The following is a 16990-nucleotide window of genomic DNA, read 5'->3' as shown; positions in this document are numbered from 1 at the left end:
GTTTGATTAAACCCACTGCCCCGCAACAAAGCCGCTCGACCAACACCACTGAAAATTGTAGCCCCCTAGCCAACCAGTCACATCCATCACTTCACCAATAAAATAAAGCCCTTTAATGTCTTTGCATTCCATGGTTTTCGAGGATAAGTGATCAGTATCGACACCGCCGAGTGTCACTTCCGCAGTTCGGTAGCCTTCAGTGCCATTCGGGGCGATATCCCAATGCTCTAGACGCTCCACAATCGCCGCAAGCTCCTTTTGATTGAACTGTTTTAGCGGTTTATCGACTAGCTCTTTACGTTCAATTAAGACTTCAACCAGACGCTTAGGCAGCACTTTGGCAAGCGTATTCTTGAGTGACTGATTTGGATGCTTCTCACGACTGCGTTCTAATAACTCAGCAACATCATCGTTTGGCACAAGATTGATCAACACCTTTTGTCCGGCCCGCCAGAATGAAGAAATCTGTAACACTGCTGGACCAGATAACCCACGATGTGTGAACAACAGGGCTTCTTTGAACATGGTGCCATCTTCAGCCGTAATTTCCGCAGGTACCGCGATACCAGATAACTCAGCAAAGTCTTCTTTGTCTTCTTTATGCAGAGTAAATGGTACAAGCCCTGCCGTGGTTGTGATAACTCGAAGACCAAATTGTTCCGCGACTTTATAACCAAATGGTGTCGCTCCCAGTTTTGGCATCGACAAGCCACCTGTTGCGATAACTAAAGACTCACATTCGACAATCTCAGTACCAGCATGCAAACGAAAGCCTTCATCAATTTTTTCAATCGAATGAACATCGCATTGGTAACGCTGCTCGATGTTCGGCATGTCACACTCAGCTAACAACATCTTCACGATATCTTTGGCCGTAAATGCATCGACACAAAACAACTGGCCGTGATCACGCTCTTCGAACTCAATGCCATGTTTACACACCATCGAGATGAAATCCCAGTTAGTGTATTGGGAGAGCGCCGACTTAACAAAGTGCGGGTTTTGACACAAATAGTGATTAGCTGAAACGTCGTAGTTAGTGAAGTTACAACGACCACCGCCCGAGATAAGGATTTTACGTCCTGGCTTTTTAGCATGATCGAGCACCAAAACACGGCGGCCTCGCTTGCCTGCTTCTGCAGCACACATTAAACCTGCTGCGCCTGCGCCAATTACAACAACATCAAATTTCTTACTCATCGGTAGCTCTTAGACTGATTGGTATCGAATCAAAATAAAAAAGGATGTGCACATTGCACATCCTTGCTTTCTAGGCGCGACATTCTACCGACAAATACCGAAAGGGAAAAGCGCTTAAACTCTAAGCGCTCTGTATGTCCGCAAAATCTCAGACAGAACAACTTCTGGATTATTGACTCTTAGAGAATGAAGGCCGCAAGTAGCGTCACGCCGAGCAACGCGGTCGATAGAACAAACAATTCACGCACTCTTTCACACTTACCAGTAAAAATTTCATCGTGGTGATGATGATATTCTTTACTTTTAATGTAGTGATACAACCTCACCTGCTTGGTGACATTTCCATGAGTGGTAAAAAAACCATTACCATCAACTTGCTGATATAACAGCGGATGCGCTTCACGCATGATATAAATTAGAGAACGAAGAGCGGTGAGATACCGGACCATATTAACTCCAGTTACCACCATTAGCGCAAATAAGATTGTGTCTCCACTGATCATCTTTTCCTCCCTACATCTTCAACAATGCTCAAGAGAAAAAGACGATCAACACTTCGTCTTTACCCGCTACTTACAACGTCCCAAAACGCGTTTACGCAGCTGGAGCATCCATGATTGAAGATGAACCTTCTTTCGCCATTTGTGCTAGATCTTTGTCAATGAAGAACAACGCTTTACCGTCTTCACCTACCAGTTCGATCTTATCTAAAATCCCTTTAAACAACTTCTCTTCTTCGTGCTGTTCTGACACGTACCACTGTAGGAAGTTAAACGTTGAGTAGTCTTGGCTAGTAAATGCAACGTGCGCCAGTTTGTTGATTTTTTCCGTGATCATTTGCTCATGTTCAAATGTCTCGCGGAAAACGTCACCTAGGCTCGCAAAGTCATGCTTTGGCGCATCAATAGCGCCTAAGATTGGCATTGAGCCAGTTTCACTCACGTAAGTGAATAGGCGTTGCATGTGCTCCATTTCTTCTACGGCGTGAGCGCGTAAAAATTCAGCCGCACCTTCAAAACCTTTGTCTTCACACCAAGCACTCATTTGTAAGTATAGATTGGATGAGAAAAATTCTAGGTTAATTTGCTCATTCAATTGTTCGACCATAGTTTGAGACAGCATGTTAACTCCTATTATTGTGCATGCAATATACCCAAGTAACCTCGAAATAAGTGACGCTGCGAGAATAGCTTGGTCCGGCAGACACGGCGAAGTTTCACTTCAACTCTAGTCAGTAACACTACGCTTATTTCAGCATATCAAAGTCACTTGGGTATAACGCCACTATAACATGATTACTGAGACAAGACTTTGTACCTACGGCACCGATATGAGATCACTTCAGCAAATTTTTTTTGGGGTTGGTGCTAATCTAAAACTATGACCTTACAAGGAGATAGCAATATGAGTTACAAACACATACTTGTGGCAGTCGACCTTTCAGACGACAGTAAAGTGTTGATTAAGAAAGCCGTATCACTGGCTAAACCTCTGGATGCGAAAGTCTCTTTTATTCACATCGACGTGAACTACGCAGAACTCTACACCGGGCTTATCGATATCAATATGGCAGAAGCGCAACATCAAGCAATGGAAGCATCGCGCACACAATTGGCAAACTTCGCTGAATATGCGCAATACCCAATTGCCCATACTTTAGTCGGTAGTGGCGATTTGAGTAATGAGCTGTGCGATACCATTCAAGACTACAGTATCGATTTGGTGGTTTGTGGTCATCACCAAGATTTCTGGAGCAAGATTCTATCTTCGACTCGACAGCTGATTAACTGCTCACCAGTCGATATGCTGGTCGTACCGCTAAAAGACTGATTGGCGCAACGATAAAACTTGGTTAGACTGCGGGCACATTTGTTGTTGATAAAGATTCTCATCCATGGCTTATCTATCCGCAGTTACCCTACTTTGGGCATTCTCATTTAGCCTGATCGGCGTTTACCTCGCCGGTCAGGTTGATTCTTGGTTCTCGGTGTTCATGCGCGTGGCACTGGCGAGCCTGGTTTTCATTCCCTTTTTGAAATTCCGTGGCGTTAGCAAATCCCTAATCGCGAAACTGATGACTGTCGGTGGCTTCCAGCTCGGTTTGATGTATTGCTTCTACTACCAATCTTTTTTGCTCCTTTCCGTGCCAGAAGTATTGCTGTTCACTGTATTCACACCCATTTACGTCACGCTAATCTATGACTTCTTGAAAGGTCGCTTTTCACCTTGGTACTTAGTTACCGCTGCAATAGCCGTATTTGGTGCCGCCTGGATTAAATTTGCAGGCATTAATGAAGATTTCCTACTGGGCTTTTTGGTCGTACAAGGAGCAAACCTCTGCTTTGCCATCGGTCAGGTGGGCTACAAATATATCATGGAGAGTGAGCCCGTCGATTTGCCACAACACACCGTGTTTGGCTACTTCTACTTAGGTGCACTTTGTGTAGCAACCGTGGCTTTCGCGCTCATGGGTAACCTCGACAAACTACCAACCACTACAACGCAATGGGGCATTCTGACATACCTTGGGTTGATTGCTTCTGGTTTTGGTTACTTTGCTTGGAACAAAGGCGCGACTATGGTGAACGCAGGGGCACTGGCAGTAATGAACAATGCATTGGTTCCGGCGGGCTTGATTGTAAACATTGTGATTTGGAACCGCGATGTTGATGTCATGCGACTCGCCATTGGCGGTGCGATCATCATGCTATCCCTATGGATTAACGAAACCTGGGTGAAAAAGCGCGTAGAGATGAGTTACGCCAATAAGTAACGCAGCTAATCCTATAAACATTTCGACAATAAAAAACGCTCTCCGACTGGAGAGCGTTTTTTGTTTGATTAATGCACTTTGGCTTGTGAGATTGCGTTCATCAAAGCATTAGGTGGAGTTGGCAGCAACACTTCTAGTTTCGCATTGCGCGCTTCAAGCTTGCGCTGACGCTTAAGTAACTTTTGTTGTTTTTTCGCCACTTTTAGCAACTTCTTTTGCTGCTTATAGTGCTTTTTCAGTGTTTTTTTCGCTTTCTTGAGCGATTTTTTATCCGCTAAATCAAACCATACTGGTGCGTCGGCTCTTACTGGCTCCGGAGATTTTTCGGCTTGTTTTTTCTCTTTCACACGCTCAACAACACGCCTCACAATCGCGGCTTTTTCGTTGCTTTGTTTAGTGGTCACTGGAATCGCTTGTGCTGGCAGAGCTTCAACCAATAAGCCACATGCTTGTTGCTCACTCAATGGCTTGTCTTGGCATTTTTGTGGAGGAATTGCGGCTGGCTTACAAAGGGTATCTTTGGCCGATGAAGAGCGTGCGCAAGAACGACAAACGAATTTTGGTGCGACAACTAAACGATGGATATCACCAAGTTCTGCCGCGATCTGTTTGCGACTCATTTTACATAAACGTTTAGCCATTCTACTACTCCAGCTTCCCAGTTATCGACCGCATCACAACAAGTGAAATAATAATAATTCTTAGTTAGATATACAGTCAGGGAAGGGAATTAGCAAGAGAAAACTATCAATAGTGTTCAGGAAAGAATGGCAGCGTCACAGCACTTGGTTCAATGCTGTGACGAGAAGTTTTTGCGAGTCAGGAGGTTATGCCATCGAGGCTTTGACGTAGACGTCGAAACGATTCTTTTTGGTTTCAATCGCCATGCTTGGCTTTTGCTCGTTCAGCCAATTCGCGTAGTCCGGGCGCTTAACTACTACACGCTTTGTGGCTAACGCCATGGCTGGTCCTAGTAGGCCATCGGCGTCCAAATCAGCGCCAACCAACGATTGGAAAACGCGCATTTCTTTTTTCACGAGCGCCGACTTCTTTTTATTTTCTGGGTGCGGATACATCGGGTCAAGATACACCACATCTGGCTGGACAAAGTCTTTATCTTGCGCCAATTGTTCCAGCGCATCATGGCTAGAAGCATGGATTAGCGACATGCGCTCAGATACCCAGGTGCCGATTTCTGGGTCTTGTTTCGCTCGATCCAAGCCATCATCTAACAAAGCCGCTACGACTGGATGACGCTCGACCATCTGCACTTTACAACCTAGCGAGGCGAGCACAAACGCATCACGACCAAGACCTGCCGTGCCGTCTAACACGGTTGGCGTTGCCCCTTTGTTCAACCCCGCAGCTTTCGCAATTGCCTGGCCTTTACCACCACCGAACTTGCGACGATGACCGACCGCACCACCAATCAAATCCACAAAGATTGCACCCAGCTTTGGCTCATCCACTTTACGTAGCTCCAAACGCTCGGTGGTTAGCACCAAAGCAAAATCGCTATCGTCAGTGTGTGAGAGCTGCCAACGCGCAGCGAGTTCATCAAGATGAGATTGTTGAGACGGGTTTTCACAGATCAATTGCAGTTGCAAAAGGAGGCTCCAATAAAAATCGAGGTAACTGGCGCTGAGTGTATACCTAAGTTACCTATTAATGCTAGGTTGAGCTTGCTACGCAGAGGTTATACAGCCATCAGTTGCTCCACTAGCTCAGAAAGCGGCTTAGGATGGCCAATACCGTAGCCTTGGCCGTAGTCCACACCGAGGTCTATCAAATGCTGCATGACCTGGTCATTTTCGACAAACTCCGCCACCGTCACTTTGCCTAGTTGCTTCGCCAAGTCATTGATTGAACGAACCATCACGCGGTCCATTTCATTTACGTTGATATCTTGCACGAAAAGACCATCAATTTTCACGATATCGACAGGAAGTTTCTTTAAGTAACCAAATGAAGACAATCCAGATCCGAAATCATCCAATGCAATCATGCAACCCAAAGACTTTAGCTTGGTAAACAACTCAATGGCTTGATCCAGATTGCTCATCGCCGCTGTCTCGGTGATTTCTAAGCAGATTTTTTCACACGGCAGAGTCGAACTTTCCAATCGCTCCAATAAGAAGTCAATAAACTCTTGATTCCCCATAGATTGACCTGAAAGGTTTATCGAACAGCGACCAAGCTGTTCAACCACCTCAGGACGCTGTTCAAACCACTCTAGTGTTTGAGTAATAACCTGCTTATCAATCCAATGGGCAATGTTGTAGCGCTCGGAAGCAGGGATAAACAGCGCAGGAGAAACATAATCACCGTACCCATTGCGAATACGCACCAAAATCTCAAAATACATTTGAGTCTCGTGCTTTTGTAAGCTTTTTATCGGTTGAGCAAACAGTTCTAAACGTTGATTCGACAATGCCTCATGCACCAAATTGACGCTCTGCATTTCCATCTGACGACGCTGCAACTCTTCGTTATCTAAGCTGAATAGATTATAGCGGTTACGGCCTTGCTCTTTAGCGGCGTGACAAGCAGAGTCTGCTTGAGCGTGCACCATTTGTGGCGTATCAGCGGTATGATCGATGATACGGATACCAATTGAGCAACTGATGAACAGGCGTGTGTCTTCCCAAATAAAGAGGTGTTCGCTTAGTGTCGAGATGATCAGTTTGGCAATATTGATGGCGCCATATTCGTCACAGTCTTTGAGTAACACCGCAAACTCATCGCCTCCCATTCGAGCCAAGATGGAATTGTACGGCAGAACGCCTTCCAGCATACTTGCGCAGAATTGAATCGCCGCATCACCTGCATCATGCCCAACCGTATCATTGAGGACTTTTAGTTGATCTAAGTCGAGGTACAACATGGCGTGGACTCGACGATGGCTGTCCACTTCGCACAGTGCGGTCTTAAGCTCTAGTTCAAAATGGTTTCTGTTGTAAGTCCCCGTCAGTAAGTCATAGCGAGCTTGGTATTCCAATTTCTCGGAGAGCAGTTTGGTTTCGGTAATATCTTCGCCCACAATCAGCAGTTGCTCAGATTCACTCAGCGGACGAATATTCTCGCGCACCCAAACACGATGACCATTTGCATGACGATACTCGACTTCACGTCGCCAAACACCATGCACTTGCTGGTTGGGTTGCAATAACACTTGGCGAGGGAACAGCACTTTGTCATCAAAATAGAACTCCCTCAGGCGATGTCCGAGCATGTCCATCGGTTTGTAGCCAAGAAGTAGTTGAGCAAATCGATTCACTTCTTGAATTCGGTTATTACTATCAAGCGTCACCATCATCACGGGCTGCTGCTCATAATAGTTGCGTAGGGTTGACTCACGTTGGTAGAGCTTGTCCTCCATCAATTTACGACTGGTAATATCGCGCGCTTCAAACAAGTATTGCTTATGATTCCCTACTTGCTGAGAAAAAGGCTTGAGCGAAACTTCTAACACCAAGGCGCCGTGTTCTTTACTCCAAATTTCAGCTTCAAACGTCGACACTTGATGGTGAGGCGCATGGAAATACTCCTCTAGCAGCGCTTGGGCTTTCTCACTCCAGTTGGGATGAAACCAAAGTGGTCGGTCTAAACGCAGTCCTTGGTGATAAAGTAAGGATTGAAGGTGATCGTTGCCCGATTTAAGCACACCGTTGGCATCCAAAATGCCCATATACTGCATGCTCTGATCGAAAATCGATTCTAGAATAGCCTGGCTTTCTCGCGCAGCGCTCTCACTGCGACGCATCCGCTGTAAATAATAACCCATCAGCAAAATGACCACCGACATCACCACAAACAGACTACCAAACAGGCGAATTTCCTTGGCAAAACGTTCAGAAAGCTTCATTGGCTTATTAAAAAATACCGCAGAAACCTCTTGTTCAGCCCCCAATCCCCAACGCGCTACCGCTTGGTAATCGAGCTTTATTTCAGAATCACTTTTTTTCACGGCAGGCAGAGGCTGATCAGGGTTATCCAAAACGAATTCAAGCATCTCTGCACTCTCAATACCATGCCGATAACCACTTTGAATAACCCCTCCAACTGCGCCATGACCCAAACCAATGTCATGCACCATAAACAGCGGCGCGTTTGAGACTTTGTTGACACCAACCCAGTCACGCTCGCTGCCAACCATACCTTGTTTATCTCGGTAATAGGTCCAGAACAAGACGACTTTATCGGAACTCAGTTTTGCGACTTGTTGTTTTAGATCGATGATGCTGTCTGGGACAAGTTGTACGATTTTGTCTCGATATTGCGGGAACTTGAGGACAAAATTGTCGATTTGATAACGCAACACCTCACCGGTCACCGAGTGGTCACTGACGATGAGAACTTGTGTGTAGTTCGGATGTAAGCGCTCAATAAGAGCGAGATTCGCTTCCAAATCGACATCTTCCATGACTCCGGTTGCATTCAGAGAACGATGTAAAGAAGGATGGTAGTTATTAATGCCGTTAAATATAACTGGGGTGTCTTTGATGATTGGGGCTAAACGCTGCATGAGTTCAAGCGCATTGTTATCGCTCACTAAAATGGCATCGAATCGCTCTTTGCGTAATTTCGTAAGATATAAGGATTTTAGTTGTGCAAAAAACTGCTCACTCTGGTTACGTTTCGAGTCTAGATAGAGCACACGCATGTCCAGCGCTCGATCGCCCAGCTGTTGCTCGATGCCTCGCTGTATGGAGTCCGTCCAGAAAAAACCCTGATGATAGGAGTGCACGACCAACACCTTCGGATCTGAGGCCGTAGCAAACGCGCTCCAACATAGCGCGGCAATAACCAGAAAACGCTGCACATTATCTCCATAGCTCGGAGTTAACCCGCAGTTACTCCTGCCAAACCTTGTGAATCCTATCCGCTATGAGTATAAAAGGGAGGTAAAACTCTATCCCTAACGGAAATCATAGTATGAATGCGAGCCTGCCGAAACTCGACGACCTTGACCGCGCAATATTAAAAACACTAATGGCTGACGCCAGAACGCCCTACGCAGAAATGGCAAAGCAGTTCGATGTCAGCCCTGCCACTATCCATGTGCGTATCGAGAAGATGAAGTCGGCTGACATCATCGAAGGAACGGAGGTGATCATCAATACTAAAAAGCTTGGCTACGATGTGTGCTGCTTTATTGGTATTAACCTCAATGCAGCTCGTGATTACCACTCCGCGTTAGAAAAACTCAACGCGCTCGACGAAGTCGTTGAAGCTTACTACACCACGGGCGCGTATAACATATTCGTCAAATTGATGTGCAAATCGATTGAAGAGCTGCAATTTGTACTGATCGACAAGCTGCAAGCCATTGATGAGGTTCAGTCCACGGAGACATTGATATCGTTGCAGAACCCGATCAACCGAAACGTAAATCCGTAAAATTTTTTATAAAAACTGTACAAAAAAGGCCAACCGAACGGTTGGCCTTGATGTTTTTTGCTCAATTTACGCCGCAATACCCGAATGGCGCAACAGTGCATCGATTTGTGGCTCGCGGCCACGGAAGCGCTTAAACAGCTCCATTGGCTCTTCACTGCCCCCCATTTCTAGGATGTTGTTCAGGAAGCTTAGACCCGTCTCTTTGTTGAAGATGCCTTCTTCTTCAAAGCGAGAATACGCGTCTGACGACAGCACTTCAGCCCACAGGTAGCTGTAGTAACCCGCACTGTAGCCACCAGCAAAAATATGGCCGAAGCTGTGTGAGAAACGCGCCCACTCAACCGCAGGAACTACCGCGACTTTCTCTTTCACTTTCGCCAGAGTTTCCAGTACACGCGCACCCACTTCAGGGTCATATTCGGTGTGAAGCGTGAAGTCGAACAAGCCGAATTCTAGCTGACGCAAAATACCCATCGCAGATTGGAAGTTTTTCGCTGCGAGCATTTTGTCTAGCATCGCTTTAGGTAGCGGCTCACCTGTCTCATAGTGACCAGAAATGAACGCCAGCGCATCCTCTTCCCAACACCAGTTTTCTAGGAACTGACTTGGTAGCTCAACCGCATCCCAAGGCACGCCATTAATACCTGAAACAGCACCTGTATCAACTTGCGTCAACATGTGGTGGATTCCATGACCAAACTCATGGAATAGCGTCACGACTTCATCGTGCGTGAACAGTGCTGGTTTGTCGCCCACTGGACGGTTGAAGTTACACGTTAGATACGCAACCGGCGTTTGCAGCTCGCCAGATAGCGTAACGCGACGACCACGACAATCATCCATCCACGCGCCGCCACGTTTGTGTTCACGAGCGTAGAGATCTAGGTAGAAACTGCCACGGAGTGTGCCTTCAGCATCAAAGATATCGAAAAAGCGCACGGACTCATGCCAAGTGTCTACGCCTTCGCGCTCAGTAACGGTCATGCCAAACACGCGGTTTAGCACTTCAAACAGACCGCTCACGACTTTTGACTCTGGGAAGTATGGGCGCAGTTCTTCATCCGAAATTTGGAACAGGTGCTGCTTTTGTTTCTCGCTGTAGTAAGCGATATCCCAAACGTTCAGCTCTTCAACACCAAACTCACTTTTCGCAAACTGACGTAACTCTTCGACTTCACGTTCACCTTGCGGTTTCGCTCGTGTCGCTAGGTCATTCAGGAAGCCCAGCACTTGATCCGGCGTTTCAGCCATCTTTGTTGCTAACGACTTTTCACTGTAAGTATTGAAACCTAGCATACGTGAAATTTCATGGCGCAGTTTTAGCTGCTCAGTAATGATTTCTGAGTTATCCCATTTGCCTGCGTTTGGACCTCGATCAGAAGCGCGCGTCACGTACGCTTCGTACACTTCTTTACGCAACTCTTGGTTATCGCAGTACGTCATGACAGGTAGGTAAGATGGGATATCTAGCGTAATGAGGTAACCATCTAACTCTTTTGCTTCTGCGGCAGCTTTCGCTGCTGCCAGCGCCGATTCTGGCATACCTGCTAGGTCTTTCTCGTCTGTGATGTGCTTGGTCCAACCCATGGTGGCATCCAGCACATTGTTAGAGAATTTAGAGCTCAGCTCAGACATACGTTTGCTGATCTCGCCGTAACGGTGCTGCTCATCGGATGGCAAACCAATGCCTGATAACTCGAAATCACGCAGTGCATCAGTGATGGTTTTCTGCTGGGCACGAGTTAACGTTGCAAATTCTTCGCTCGCTTTGATGGTTTTGTACGCTTCGTACAACCCTTTATGCTGACCAACCCAAGTGCCGTACTCTGACAAAATTGGTAGGCAACTTTCGTAAGCTTCACGTAGCTCTTCGCTGTTCACTACCGAGTTCATGTGACCCACTGGCGACCAGATGCGGCTTAAGCGATCATCCGCTTCTTCAATTGGCGCAATCACACTGTCCCAAGTTGGGTGAGCGTTGTCTTGTAGAACTTCATCGATTTTTGCTCGGCAGTCAGCAATCGCTTGCTCAACGGCAGGCTTGATGTGTTCTGGTTTAATTTGAGAAAACGGAGGTAGGTCCGTAAACGTCAGAAGAGGATTAGACATGAATAATTCCTTTTGTGTTTTGACTCTGTGATTGCCTGTCTATTTTGTGTAGATAGGCCAACTCAATGTACAGACGAGCCAGCAACATGGATTGGGGGAGCTCCGTTCCCTTTCTCTATGCCGCGATGACCATCTTATAGTCAACCAGCGCTACTCTGTCCTTGAGTCTTGTTATACCTAAATGAGATTTCACACCCTTTTGAGTGCGAGAAACTTACCTAGTTCAATTCGATTACCAATAGTAAGTGTGGGTGACTCAAAGAAATTTCAATAGCGTCCCCTTATCAGAGGAACAGATTTGATTGGAAGTTCTACATCTTTAAGTTACTTGAGTATAATACCGCCATAGAGTGAAAATCACAGACCACACTCAGCCAAAGAGTGTTTCGAGAGTTTAATTTGTTAAGTTACCGCCACAGCTTCCACGCTGGCAACCATGCCGACGTGGTCAAACACATCGTTCAAAGCCTCATTCTTGATGCGCTGAAACAAAAAGATAAGCCATTCGTTTATCACGATACCCACTCGGGTGTAGGCCGTTACGATCTGACTCACGAATGGTCTGAAAAAACGGGCGAATACAAACAAGGCATCGCACGTATTTGGGATAACCCAAGCATTCCTGAAGACATCAAAAGCTACATCGATGCCATTAAAGTGCTCAACAACGGCGAGAAGCTGCGTTACTACCCAGGCTCACCACGTGTGGCGCGCGCGCAAATCCGCCCACAAGATCGCATGGTGCTGACCGAGTTGCACCCGGCCGATCACCCATTGTTAGAGCAAGAATTCCATCGTGATCGCCAAGTGAGCATCTTCAAAGAGGACGGGTTCCAACGCCTCAAAGCAAGCTTACCGCCACAAGAACGTCGTGGTTTGGTGCTGATTGACCCACCATACGAACTCGCGAAAGAGTACCGCGATGTGGTGCGAGCGATTCATCAGAGCCATAAACGTTGGGCAACCGGTATCTACGCGATTTGGTACCCAGTGGTAAACCGTCACGACATCGAAGATATGATCGAAGGTTTGGAAGCACTCGGTATTCGTAAAATTCTGCAAATCGAGTTAGGTGTTGCACCAGATACCAACGAGCGCGGCATGACGGCATCCGGCATGATTGTGATTAACCCGCCATGGAAACTGGAAAGCCAGATGAAAGAGATTCTGCCATTCCTGCAAGACGCGATCGCACCAGCAACTGGCCACTGGAAAGTGGACTGGATTGTGCCAGAGTAAGCACTTCAGTACCGATATCTTCAAGCGCAACGATATTCTCGTTGCGCTTTTTTATGCTCTCACCTTCTCCCTCCAGTCGTGCTTATTCTTCTTTTTGTGCCTCTCATCGCTATTTGTCATAAGTATTGTCGCTTTTTCCCATTTAGGAATTAGTCGAATTCGATTTATGATAGTGGGATAACGGTGGCATTGAGTTCGGGCAAGGTCATCCCAATCTATCTATGTACCAGATAAAATTTATAAGCTCTTGGAGAAAGTAATGGCGACTCATTTTGACTATATCTGTATCGGTGGCGGCAGTGGCGGCATCGCATCTGCAAACCGTGCGGCGATGTACGGCGCGAAAGTTGCGCTAATCGAAGCTCAAGACCTTGGCGGTACCTGTGTCAACGTAGGTTGTGTACCGAAAAAAGTAATGTGGCATGGCGCGCAAATCGCAGAAGCAATGAACCTGTACGCAGAAGATTACGGTTTTGATATCGACGTGAAAGGTTTCGACTGGAGCAAGCTGGTTGAGAGCCGTCAGGCGTACATTGGTCGTATTCACCAATCTTACGATCGCGTTCTTGGCAACAATAAAGTAAACGTGATTAAAGGCTTTGCTAAGTTTGTTGACGAAAAAACTGTCGAAGTAAACGGTGAACACTACACAGCAGATCACATCCTGATCGCGGTGGGTGGTCGTCCTACTATTCCAAACATTCCAGGCGCTGAATACGGCATCGATTCAAACGGCTTCTTCGACCTAGCAGAGCAACCAAAACGCGTTGCGGTTGTGGGCGCAGGCTACATCGCAGTTGAAATTGCTGGCGTACTGCACGCGCTAGGTACAGAAACGCACCTGTTCGTACGTAAAGAGTCACCACTACGTAGCTTCGATCCAATGATCATCGATACGTTGGTTGAAGTGATGGACGCAGAAGGTCCAAAACTGCACACCCACTCTGTACCAAAAGAAGTGGTAAAAGAAGCCGATGGCAGCCTAACTCTGCACCTAGAAAACGGTGAAAGCCAAAACGTTGACCAACTGATTTGGGCAATCGGTCGTCACCCAGCGACAGACGCAATCAACCTAGCGTCAACCGGCGTGGCAACGAACGAAAAAGGCTACATTAAGGTAGACGAATACCAAGAAACCAACGTGAAAGGCATCTACTGTGTGGGTGACATCATGGAAGGCGGTATCGAGCTAACGCCAGTAGCAGTTAAAGCGGGTCGTCAACTTTCTGAGCGTTTGTTCAACAACAAACCAAACGCGAAGATGGACTACGATTTGGTACCAACTGTGGTATTTAGCCACCCACCAATCGGCACTATCGGTCTTACAACGCAAGAAGCAGAAGAGAAGTACGGCAAAGACAACATCAAAGTTTACACGTCTGGCTTTACGGCGATGTACACCGCTGTTACTAAGCACCGTCAACCATGTAAGATGAAGCTTGTATGTGCGGGCGAAGAAGAAACGGTTGTTGGTCTGCACGGCATCGGTTTCACGGTAGATGAAATGATCCAAGGCTTCGGCGTAGCAATGAAGATGGGCGCAACCAAAGCAGACTTCGACTCTGTTGTGGCTATCCACCCGACGGGCTCAGAAGAGTTCGTAACGATGCGTTAATTGCGCTGAAATCGCATTGCTGATTTCAGCGAATCATTTGAAAAGGTCACCTTAGGGTGACCTTTTTTTGTTAGCCCATGCTTAACTCGCATTCTCCAATAACGTGCGAATAAACTCGGCTTTGATAGCACTCTCCTGCTTACCGTCATGAATCAGGCATAAGTCTGCACGCAGTGATTCTTTCAGCTTGATAAAACGAATCCCATGCCAATGATGCTGAGAAAACGTCGACGGCACCAACGTCACGGTATTGCTGTTTGCTACATACGCCAGCAAGGTGCTTGGCTCCACCACTTGTTTGCCAATATGGGGTGAAAAGCCTTCTTGCAGACAGGCATTGATGATGAAGTTTGCCGAGGCTGAATTCGCCAAACTCATAAACGCAAACTCACACGTCTTTAAATCTTGGAGCCGCAGCAAAGATTTGCTGGCTAACTCATGTTGCTCCGACACCGCCACCACAAACACATCTTTGCCCAAAGATACCGACTGATACGGATAAATGTTGAGTGCATCAGCAAAACGCACAATGCCCACATCGATTTTCTTCTCGCTCAGGTGCTTCTTTTGCGTCTCTGGGTTGAGGTCAAAAATGTCGGCGTGATAAGTGTCATGCTCAGCATGGAAGCGCTGTAACAGACGATCAAATCCGCCCCAAAATGCGCTACTTACCACACCAACTCGCAAAATGTTTCTCTGGTTCAAGCCCACTTGCTGCACTTGATTGAGCGAGACATCCAAGGTCTGAAAAATCAGTTGGCATTTGGACTCCAACAATCGTCCGGCCTCCGTCAGCATGACGTTTCTTGAATCACGCTCAAACAGTTTGACGTTAAGCACCTCTTCCAACTCTTTGATGCGATTGCTCAACGGCGAATTGGTGATATTGAGATTCTCAGCCGCCTTAGTGAAATGCTTGGTTTGTGCGACCTCGTAAAAGTAACGCAGCATCTTCAGCGTCACGCGCTCAAATGGTTCTGACTTCATGCATTGAGTCCTAGCGAATTTCATCATCCTCTTTTTAAGGATGATAGTAACGAATAAAGCAAAGATAACCAGCGCAGAAAGTCACACAATGGAATCAACACACAACCAGAAGGTGACTAACATGAATCACGATCCAGTAATCGGCGCACTACAAACCATTCGCGAACGCAAACCAAACTTCCAACCTAAAGCGGCGTTTATTTTAGGCTCTGGCTTAGGCGTATTGGCAGACGAACTACAAGACAAAGTGGTCATTCCATACGAAGAGCTCGAAGGCTTTCCGGTTAGCACCGTGCAAGGCCACTCTGGTGAGTTGGTACTTGGTACCATGGGCGGCGTAGACGTAGTGTGCATGAAAGGTCGCGGTCACTACTACGAACACGGCTCAATGAAGGTCATGACCACGCCCGTGCGCACCTTTAAAAAGCTGGGCTGTGAGTTTTTGCTCGTCACCAACGCAGCAGGCTCACTTCGCCCTGAACGCATTGATGTCGGTTCTCTGGTGGTATTTCATGATCACATTAATACCATGCCTGAATCGCCAATGATCGGTCCGAATGATGAAGAGTACGGCCCGAGGTTCTTCAGCCTCGCCAATGCGTACGACAAAGACCTACGTGCAGAAGCGTTTGAAGTCGGCAAAGCCAATGGTATTCACCTGAATGAAGGTGTGTTTGTCTCTTACACAGGCCCCAACTTTGAGACCGCAGCCGAAATCCGCATGATGCAAATCATCGGTGGTGATGTCGTGGGCATGTCGGTCGTGCCAGAAGTGATTTCTGCGGCGCATTGCGGCTTACCCGTATTGGCAGTATGTGCGATCACCAACATGGCAGAAGGCTTGGGAGATGTAGAATTGTCTCACGCCCAAACATTGAAGTGCGCGAAGCTAGCCGAAGCCGATTTCATTCGCTTTATTAAGCGCTTTATGAAGCATCACTTCTAAAGCCGTTTCATCCCAAAAAGAAAAAGGGTCATCAAGTTACTTGATGACCCTTTTTCGTATCACGTTTCCCAACGTTCGGGGGCATTTCGGAGCCGTTTGTGCGTTTTACTTAACTGCGCGAACCAATTCAGCAATGCCTTCCCAATCGCCGTTGTCCATCATTGCGGTTGGCACCATCCACGTACCGCCACAAGCTACAACCGATTTCAGCGCTAGGTAATCTTCCACGTTGGATGGGCTTACGCCACCTGTTGGCATGAATTCAACTGGGTAAACCGCCGTCAGTGCTTTCAGCATGTTTACGCCGCCTGATGGCTCAGCAGGGAAGAACTTCAACGTACGCAGACCCATTTCCATCGCTTGCTCAACCAAGCTTGGGTTGTTTACACCCGGTACGATAGTCACACCACGTTGCTGACAGTATTTCACTGTGGTTGGGTTGAAGCCTGGGCTAACGATAAAGTCCACGCCCGCTTCGATTGCGATATCCACTTGTTCTGTGGTCAGAACGGTGCCCGCGCCAATCAACAGTTCTGGGTACGCTTCACGCATGATGCGAATCGACTCCGCCGCCGCTTCGGTGCGGAATGTCACTTCCGCACATGGTAAACCGTTTTCTACCAACACTTTTGCCAGTGGCAGAGCGTGTGCTACGTCGTTGATTGCGATAACTGGGACGATTTTGATTTCTCTTAATCGTTGTTCAAGTGTTGTCATGGGG

15 protein-coding genes are annotated in these 16990 nt (G+C 47.1%); 6 read left to right on the top strand and 9 right to left on the bottom strand.

Translation table 11 applies throughout. From position 1 onward, the window contains the following. Positions 1–6 precede the first annotated feature (6 nt). The 3 genes from R7044_RS06530 to ftnA form a co-directional block, all read right to left on the bottom strand. Positions 7–1200 carry an NAD(P)/FAD-dependent oxidoreductase gene (locus R7044_RS06530; protein WP_054579541.1) on the bottom strand — a complete coding sequence of 398 codons (1194 nt, stop codon included), beginning with the start codon at positions 1198–1200 and terminating at the stop codon, positions 7–9. A gap of 179 nt (positions 1201–1379) precedes the next feature. Beyond that, entirely contained in the window at positions 1380–1703 is a 324-nt protein-coding gene (gene uspB, locus R7044_RS06525; RefSeq protein ID WP_005379169.1) for a universal stress protein UspB, read from the bottom strand. A gap of 91 nt (positions 1704–1794) precedes the next feature. Then, positions 1795–2322 carry a non-heme ferritin gene (gene ftnA / locus R7044_RS06520; RefSeq protein WP_005379167.1) on the bottom strand — a complete coding sequence of 176 codons (528 nt, stop codon included), beginning with the start codon at positions 2320–2322 and terminating at the stop codon, positions 1795–1797. A 282-nt stretch (positions 2323–2604) separates the two neighbouring features. Between ftnA and uspA the strand changes: the two genes are divergently transcribed. Together uspA and R7044_RS06510 are read left to right on the top strand one after the other, a co-directional pair. After that, a complete protein-coding gene (uspA, locus tag R7044_RS06515; protein WP_005379165.1) occupies positions 2605–3030 on the top strand; it encodes a universal stress protein UspA in 426 nt (141 codons plus the stop codon). Between the two features lie 64 nt (positions 3031–3094). After that, positions 3095–3973: a carboxylate/amino acid/amine transporter gene (locus R7044_RS06510; RefSeq protein ID WP_025768287.1), complete on the top strand. Its 879-nt coding sequence runs from the start codon at positions 3095–3097 to the stop codon at positions 3971–3973. Between the two features lie 68 nt (positions 3974–4041). On the opposite strand, the gene R7044_RS06505 is transcribed toward R7044_RS06510, so the two are convergent. The 3 genes from R7044_RS06505 to R7044_RS06495 form a co-directional block, all read right to left on the bottom strand. Then, positions 4042–4614 (bottom strand): hypothetical protein, encoded by a 573-nt coding sequence (locus tag R7044_RS06505; protein WP_104975734.1) that lies wholly within the window; start codon positions 4612–4614, stop codon positions 4042–4044. A 186-nt stretch (positions 4615–4800) separates the two neighbouring features. Then, positions 4801–5580 carry a class I SAM-dependent methyltransferase gene (locus R7044_RS06500; RefSeq protein ID WP_017635032.1) on the bottom strand — a complete coding sequence of 260 codons (780 nt, stop codon included), beginning with the start codon at positions 5578–5580 and terminating at the stop codon, positions 4801–4803. 89 nt (positions 5581–5669) lie between these two features. Beyond that, positions 5670–8795, bottom strand: a complete 3126-nt coding sequence (locus R7044_RS06495; RefSeq protein WP_104975733.1) for an EAL domain-containing protein — start codon at positions 8793–8795, stop codon at positions 5670–5672. 113 nt (positions 8796–8908) lie between these two features. On the opposite strand from R7044_RS06495, the gene asnC reads away from it, so the two are divergent. After that, positions 8909–9373, top strand: a complete 465-nt coding sequence (asnC, locus tag R7044_RS06490) for a transcriptional regulator AsnC (RefSeq protein WP_005389595.1) — start codon at positions 8909–8911, stop codon at positions 9371–9373. A 66-nt stretch (positions 9374–9439) separates the two neighbouring features. Here asnC and prlC read toward each other — a convergent pair whose 3' ends face one another. Next, positions 9440–11482, bottom strand: coding sequence for an oligopeptidase A (prlC, locus tag R7044_RS06485; RefSeq protein ID WP_017635033.1), 2043 nt, complete (start codon positions 11480–11482; stop codon positions 9440–9442). A 399-nt stretch (positions 11483–11881) separates the two neighbouring features. Here prlC and R7044_RS06480 point away from each other — a divergent pair, with 399 nt between their 5' ends. Next, positions 11882–12721 (top strand): 23S rRNA (adenine(2030)-N(6))-methyltransferase RlmJ, encoded by an 840-nt coding sequence (locus R7044_RS06480; protein ID WP_005379158.1) that lies wholly within the window; start codon positions 11882–11884, stop codon positions 12719–12721. Positions 12722–12980: 259 nt separating this feature from the next. Continuing rightward, positions 12981–14336 (top strand): glutathione-disulfide reductase, encoded by a 1356-nt coding sequence (gorA, locus tag R7044_RS06475; RefSeq protein ID WP_054576810.1) that lies wholly within the window; start codon positions 12981–12983, stop codon positions 14334–14336. An 81-nt stretch (positions 14337–14417) separates the two neighbouring features. Here gorA and R7044_RS06470 read toward each other — a convergent pair whose 3' ends face one another. Beyond that, positions 14418–15323 (bottom strand): LysR family transcriptional regulator, encoded by a 906-nt coding sequence (locus R7044_RS06470; RefSeq protein ID WP_054576809.1) that lies wholly within the window; start codon positions 15321–15323, stop codon positions 14418–14420. 121 nt (positions 15324–15444) lie between these two features. On the opposite strand from R7044_RS06470, the gene xapA reads away from it, so the two are divergent. Next, positions 15445–16269, top strand: coding sequence for a xanthosine phosphorylase (gene xapA, locus R7044_RS06465; protein WP_005379149.1), 825 nt, complete (start codon positions 15445–15447; stop codon positions 16267–16269). Between the two features lie 105 nt (positions 16270–16374). Here the strand turns inward: xapA and R7044_RS06460 are convergent, their stop codons facing one another. Further along, positions 16375–16986: a bifunctional 4-hydroxy-2-oxoglutarate aldolase/2-dehydro-3-deoxy-phosphogluconate aldolase gene (locus tag R7044_RS06460; RefSeq protein ID WP_005394384.1), complete on the bottom strand. Its 612-nt coding sequence runs from the start codon at positions 16984–16986 to the stop codon at positions 16375–16377. Between the last annotated feature and the right edge of the window lie 4 nt (positions 16987–16990).

Source organism: Vibrio sp. 1402, assembly GCF_033340275.1.
This window is presented reverse-complemented; position numbering and strand designations above follow the sequence as displayed.

Excerpts from the sequence above, each read along its gene's own strand:
- gorA (WP_054576810.1), top strand. The coding sequence starts at position 12,981 with ATGGCGACTCATTTTGACTATATCTGTATCGGTGGCGGCAGTGGCGGC.
- uspB (WP_005379169.1), bottom strand. The coding sequence starts at position 1,703 with ATGATCAGTGGAGACACAATCTTATTTGCGCTAATGGTGGTAACTGGA.
- R7044_RS06510 (WP_025768287.1), top strand. The coding sequence starts at position 3,095 with ATGGCTTATCTATCCGCAGTTACCCTACTTTGGGCATTCTCATTTAGC.
- uspA (WP_005379165.1), top strand. The coding sequence starts at position 2,605 with ATGAGTTACAAACACATACTTGTGGCAGTCGACCTTTCAGACGACAGT.
- asnC (WP_005389595.1), top strand. The coding sequence starts at position 8,909 with ATGAATGCGAGCCTGCCGAAACTCGACGACCTTGACCGCGCAATATTA.
- R7044_RS06530 (WP_054579541.1), bottom strand. The coding sequence starts at position 1,200 with ATGAGTAAGAAATTTGATGTTGTTGTAATTGGCGCAGGCGCAGCAGGT.
- prlC (WP_017635033.1), bottom strand. The coding sequence starts at position 11,482 with ATGTCTAATCCTCTTCTGACGTTTACGGACCTACCTCCGTTTTCTCAA.
- R7044_RS06505 (WP_104975734.1), bottom strand. The coding sequence starts at position 4,614 with ATGGCTAAACGTTTATGTAAAATGAGTCGCAAACAGATCGCGGCAGAA.
- ftnA (WP_005379167.1), bottom strand. The coding sequence starts at position 2,322 with ATGCTGTCTCAAACTATGGTCGAACAATTGAATGAGCAAATTAACCTA.
- R7044_RS06460 (WP_005394384.1), bottom strand. The coding sequence starts at position 16,986 with ATGACAACACTTGAACAACGATTAAGAGAAATCAAAATCGTCCCAGTT.
- R7044_RS06470 (WP_054576809.1), bottom strand. The coding sequence starts at position 15,323 with ATGAAGTCAGAACCATTTGAGCGCGTGACGCTGAAGATGCTGCGTTAC.
- xapA (WP_005379149.1), top strand. The coding sequence starts at position 15,445 with ATGAATCACGATCCAGTAATCGGCGCACTACAAACCATTCGCGAACGC.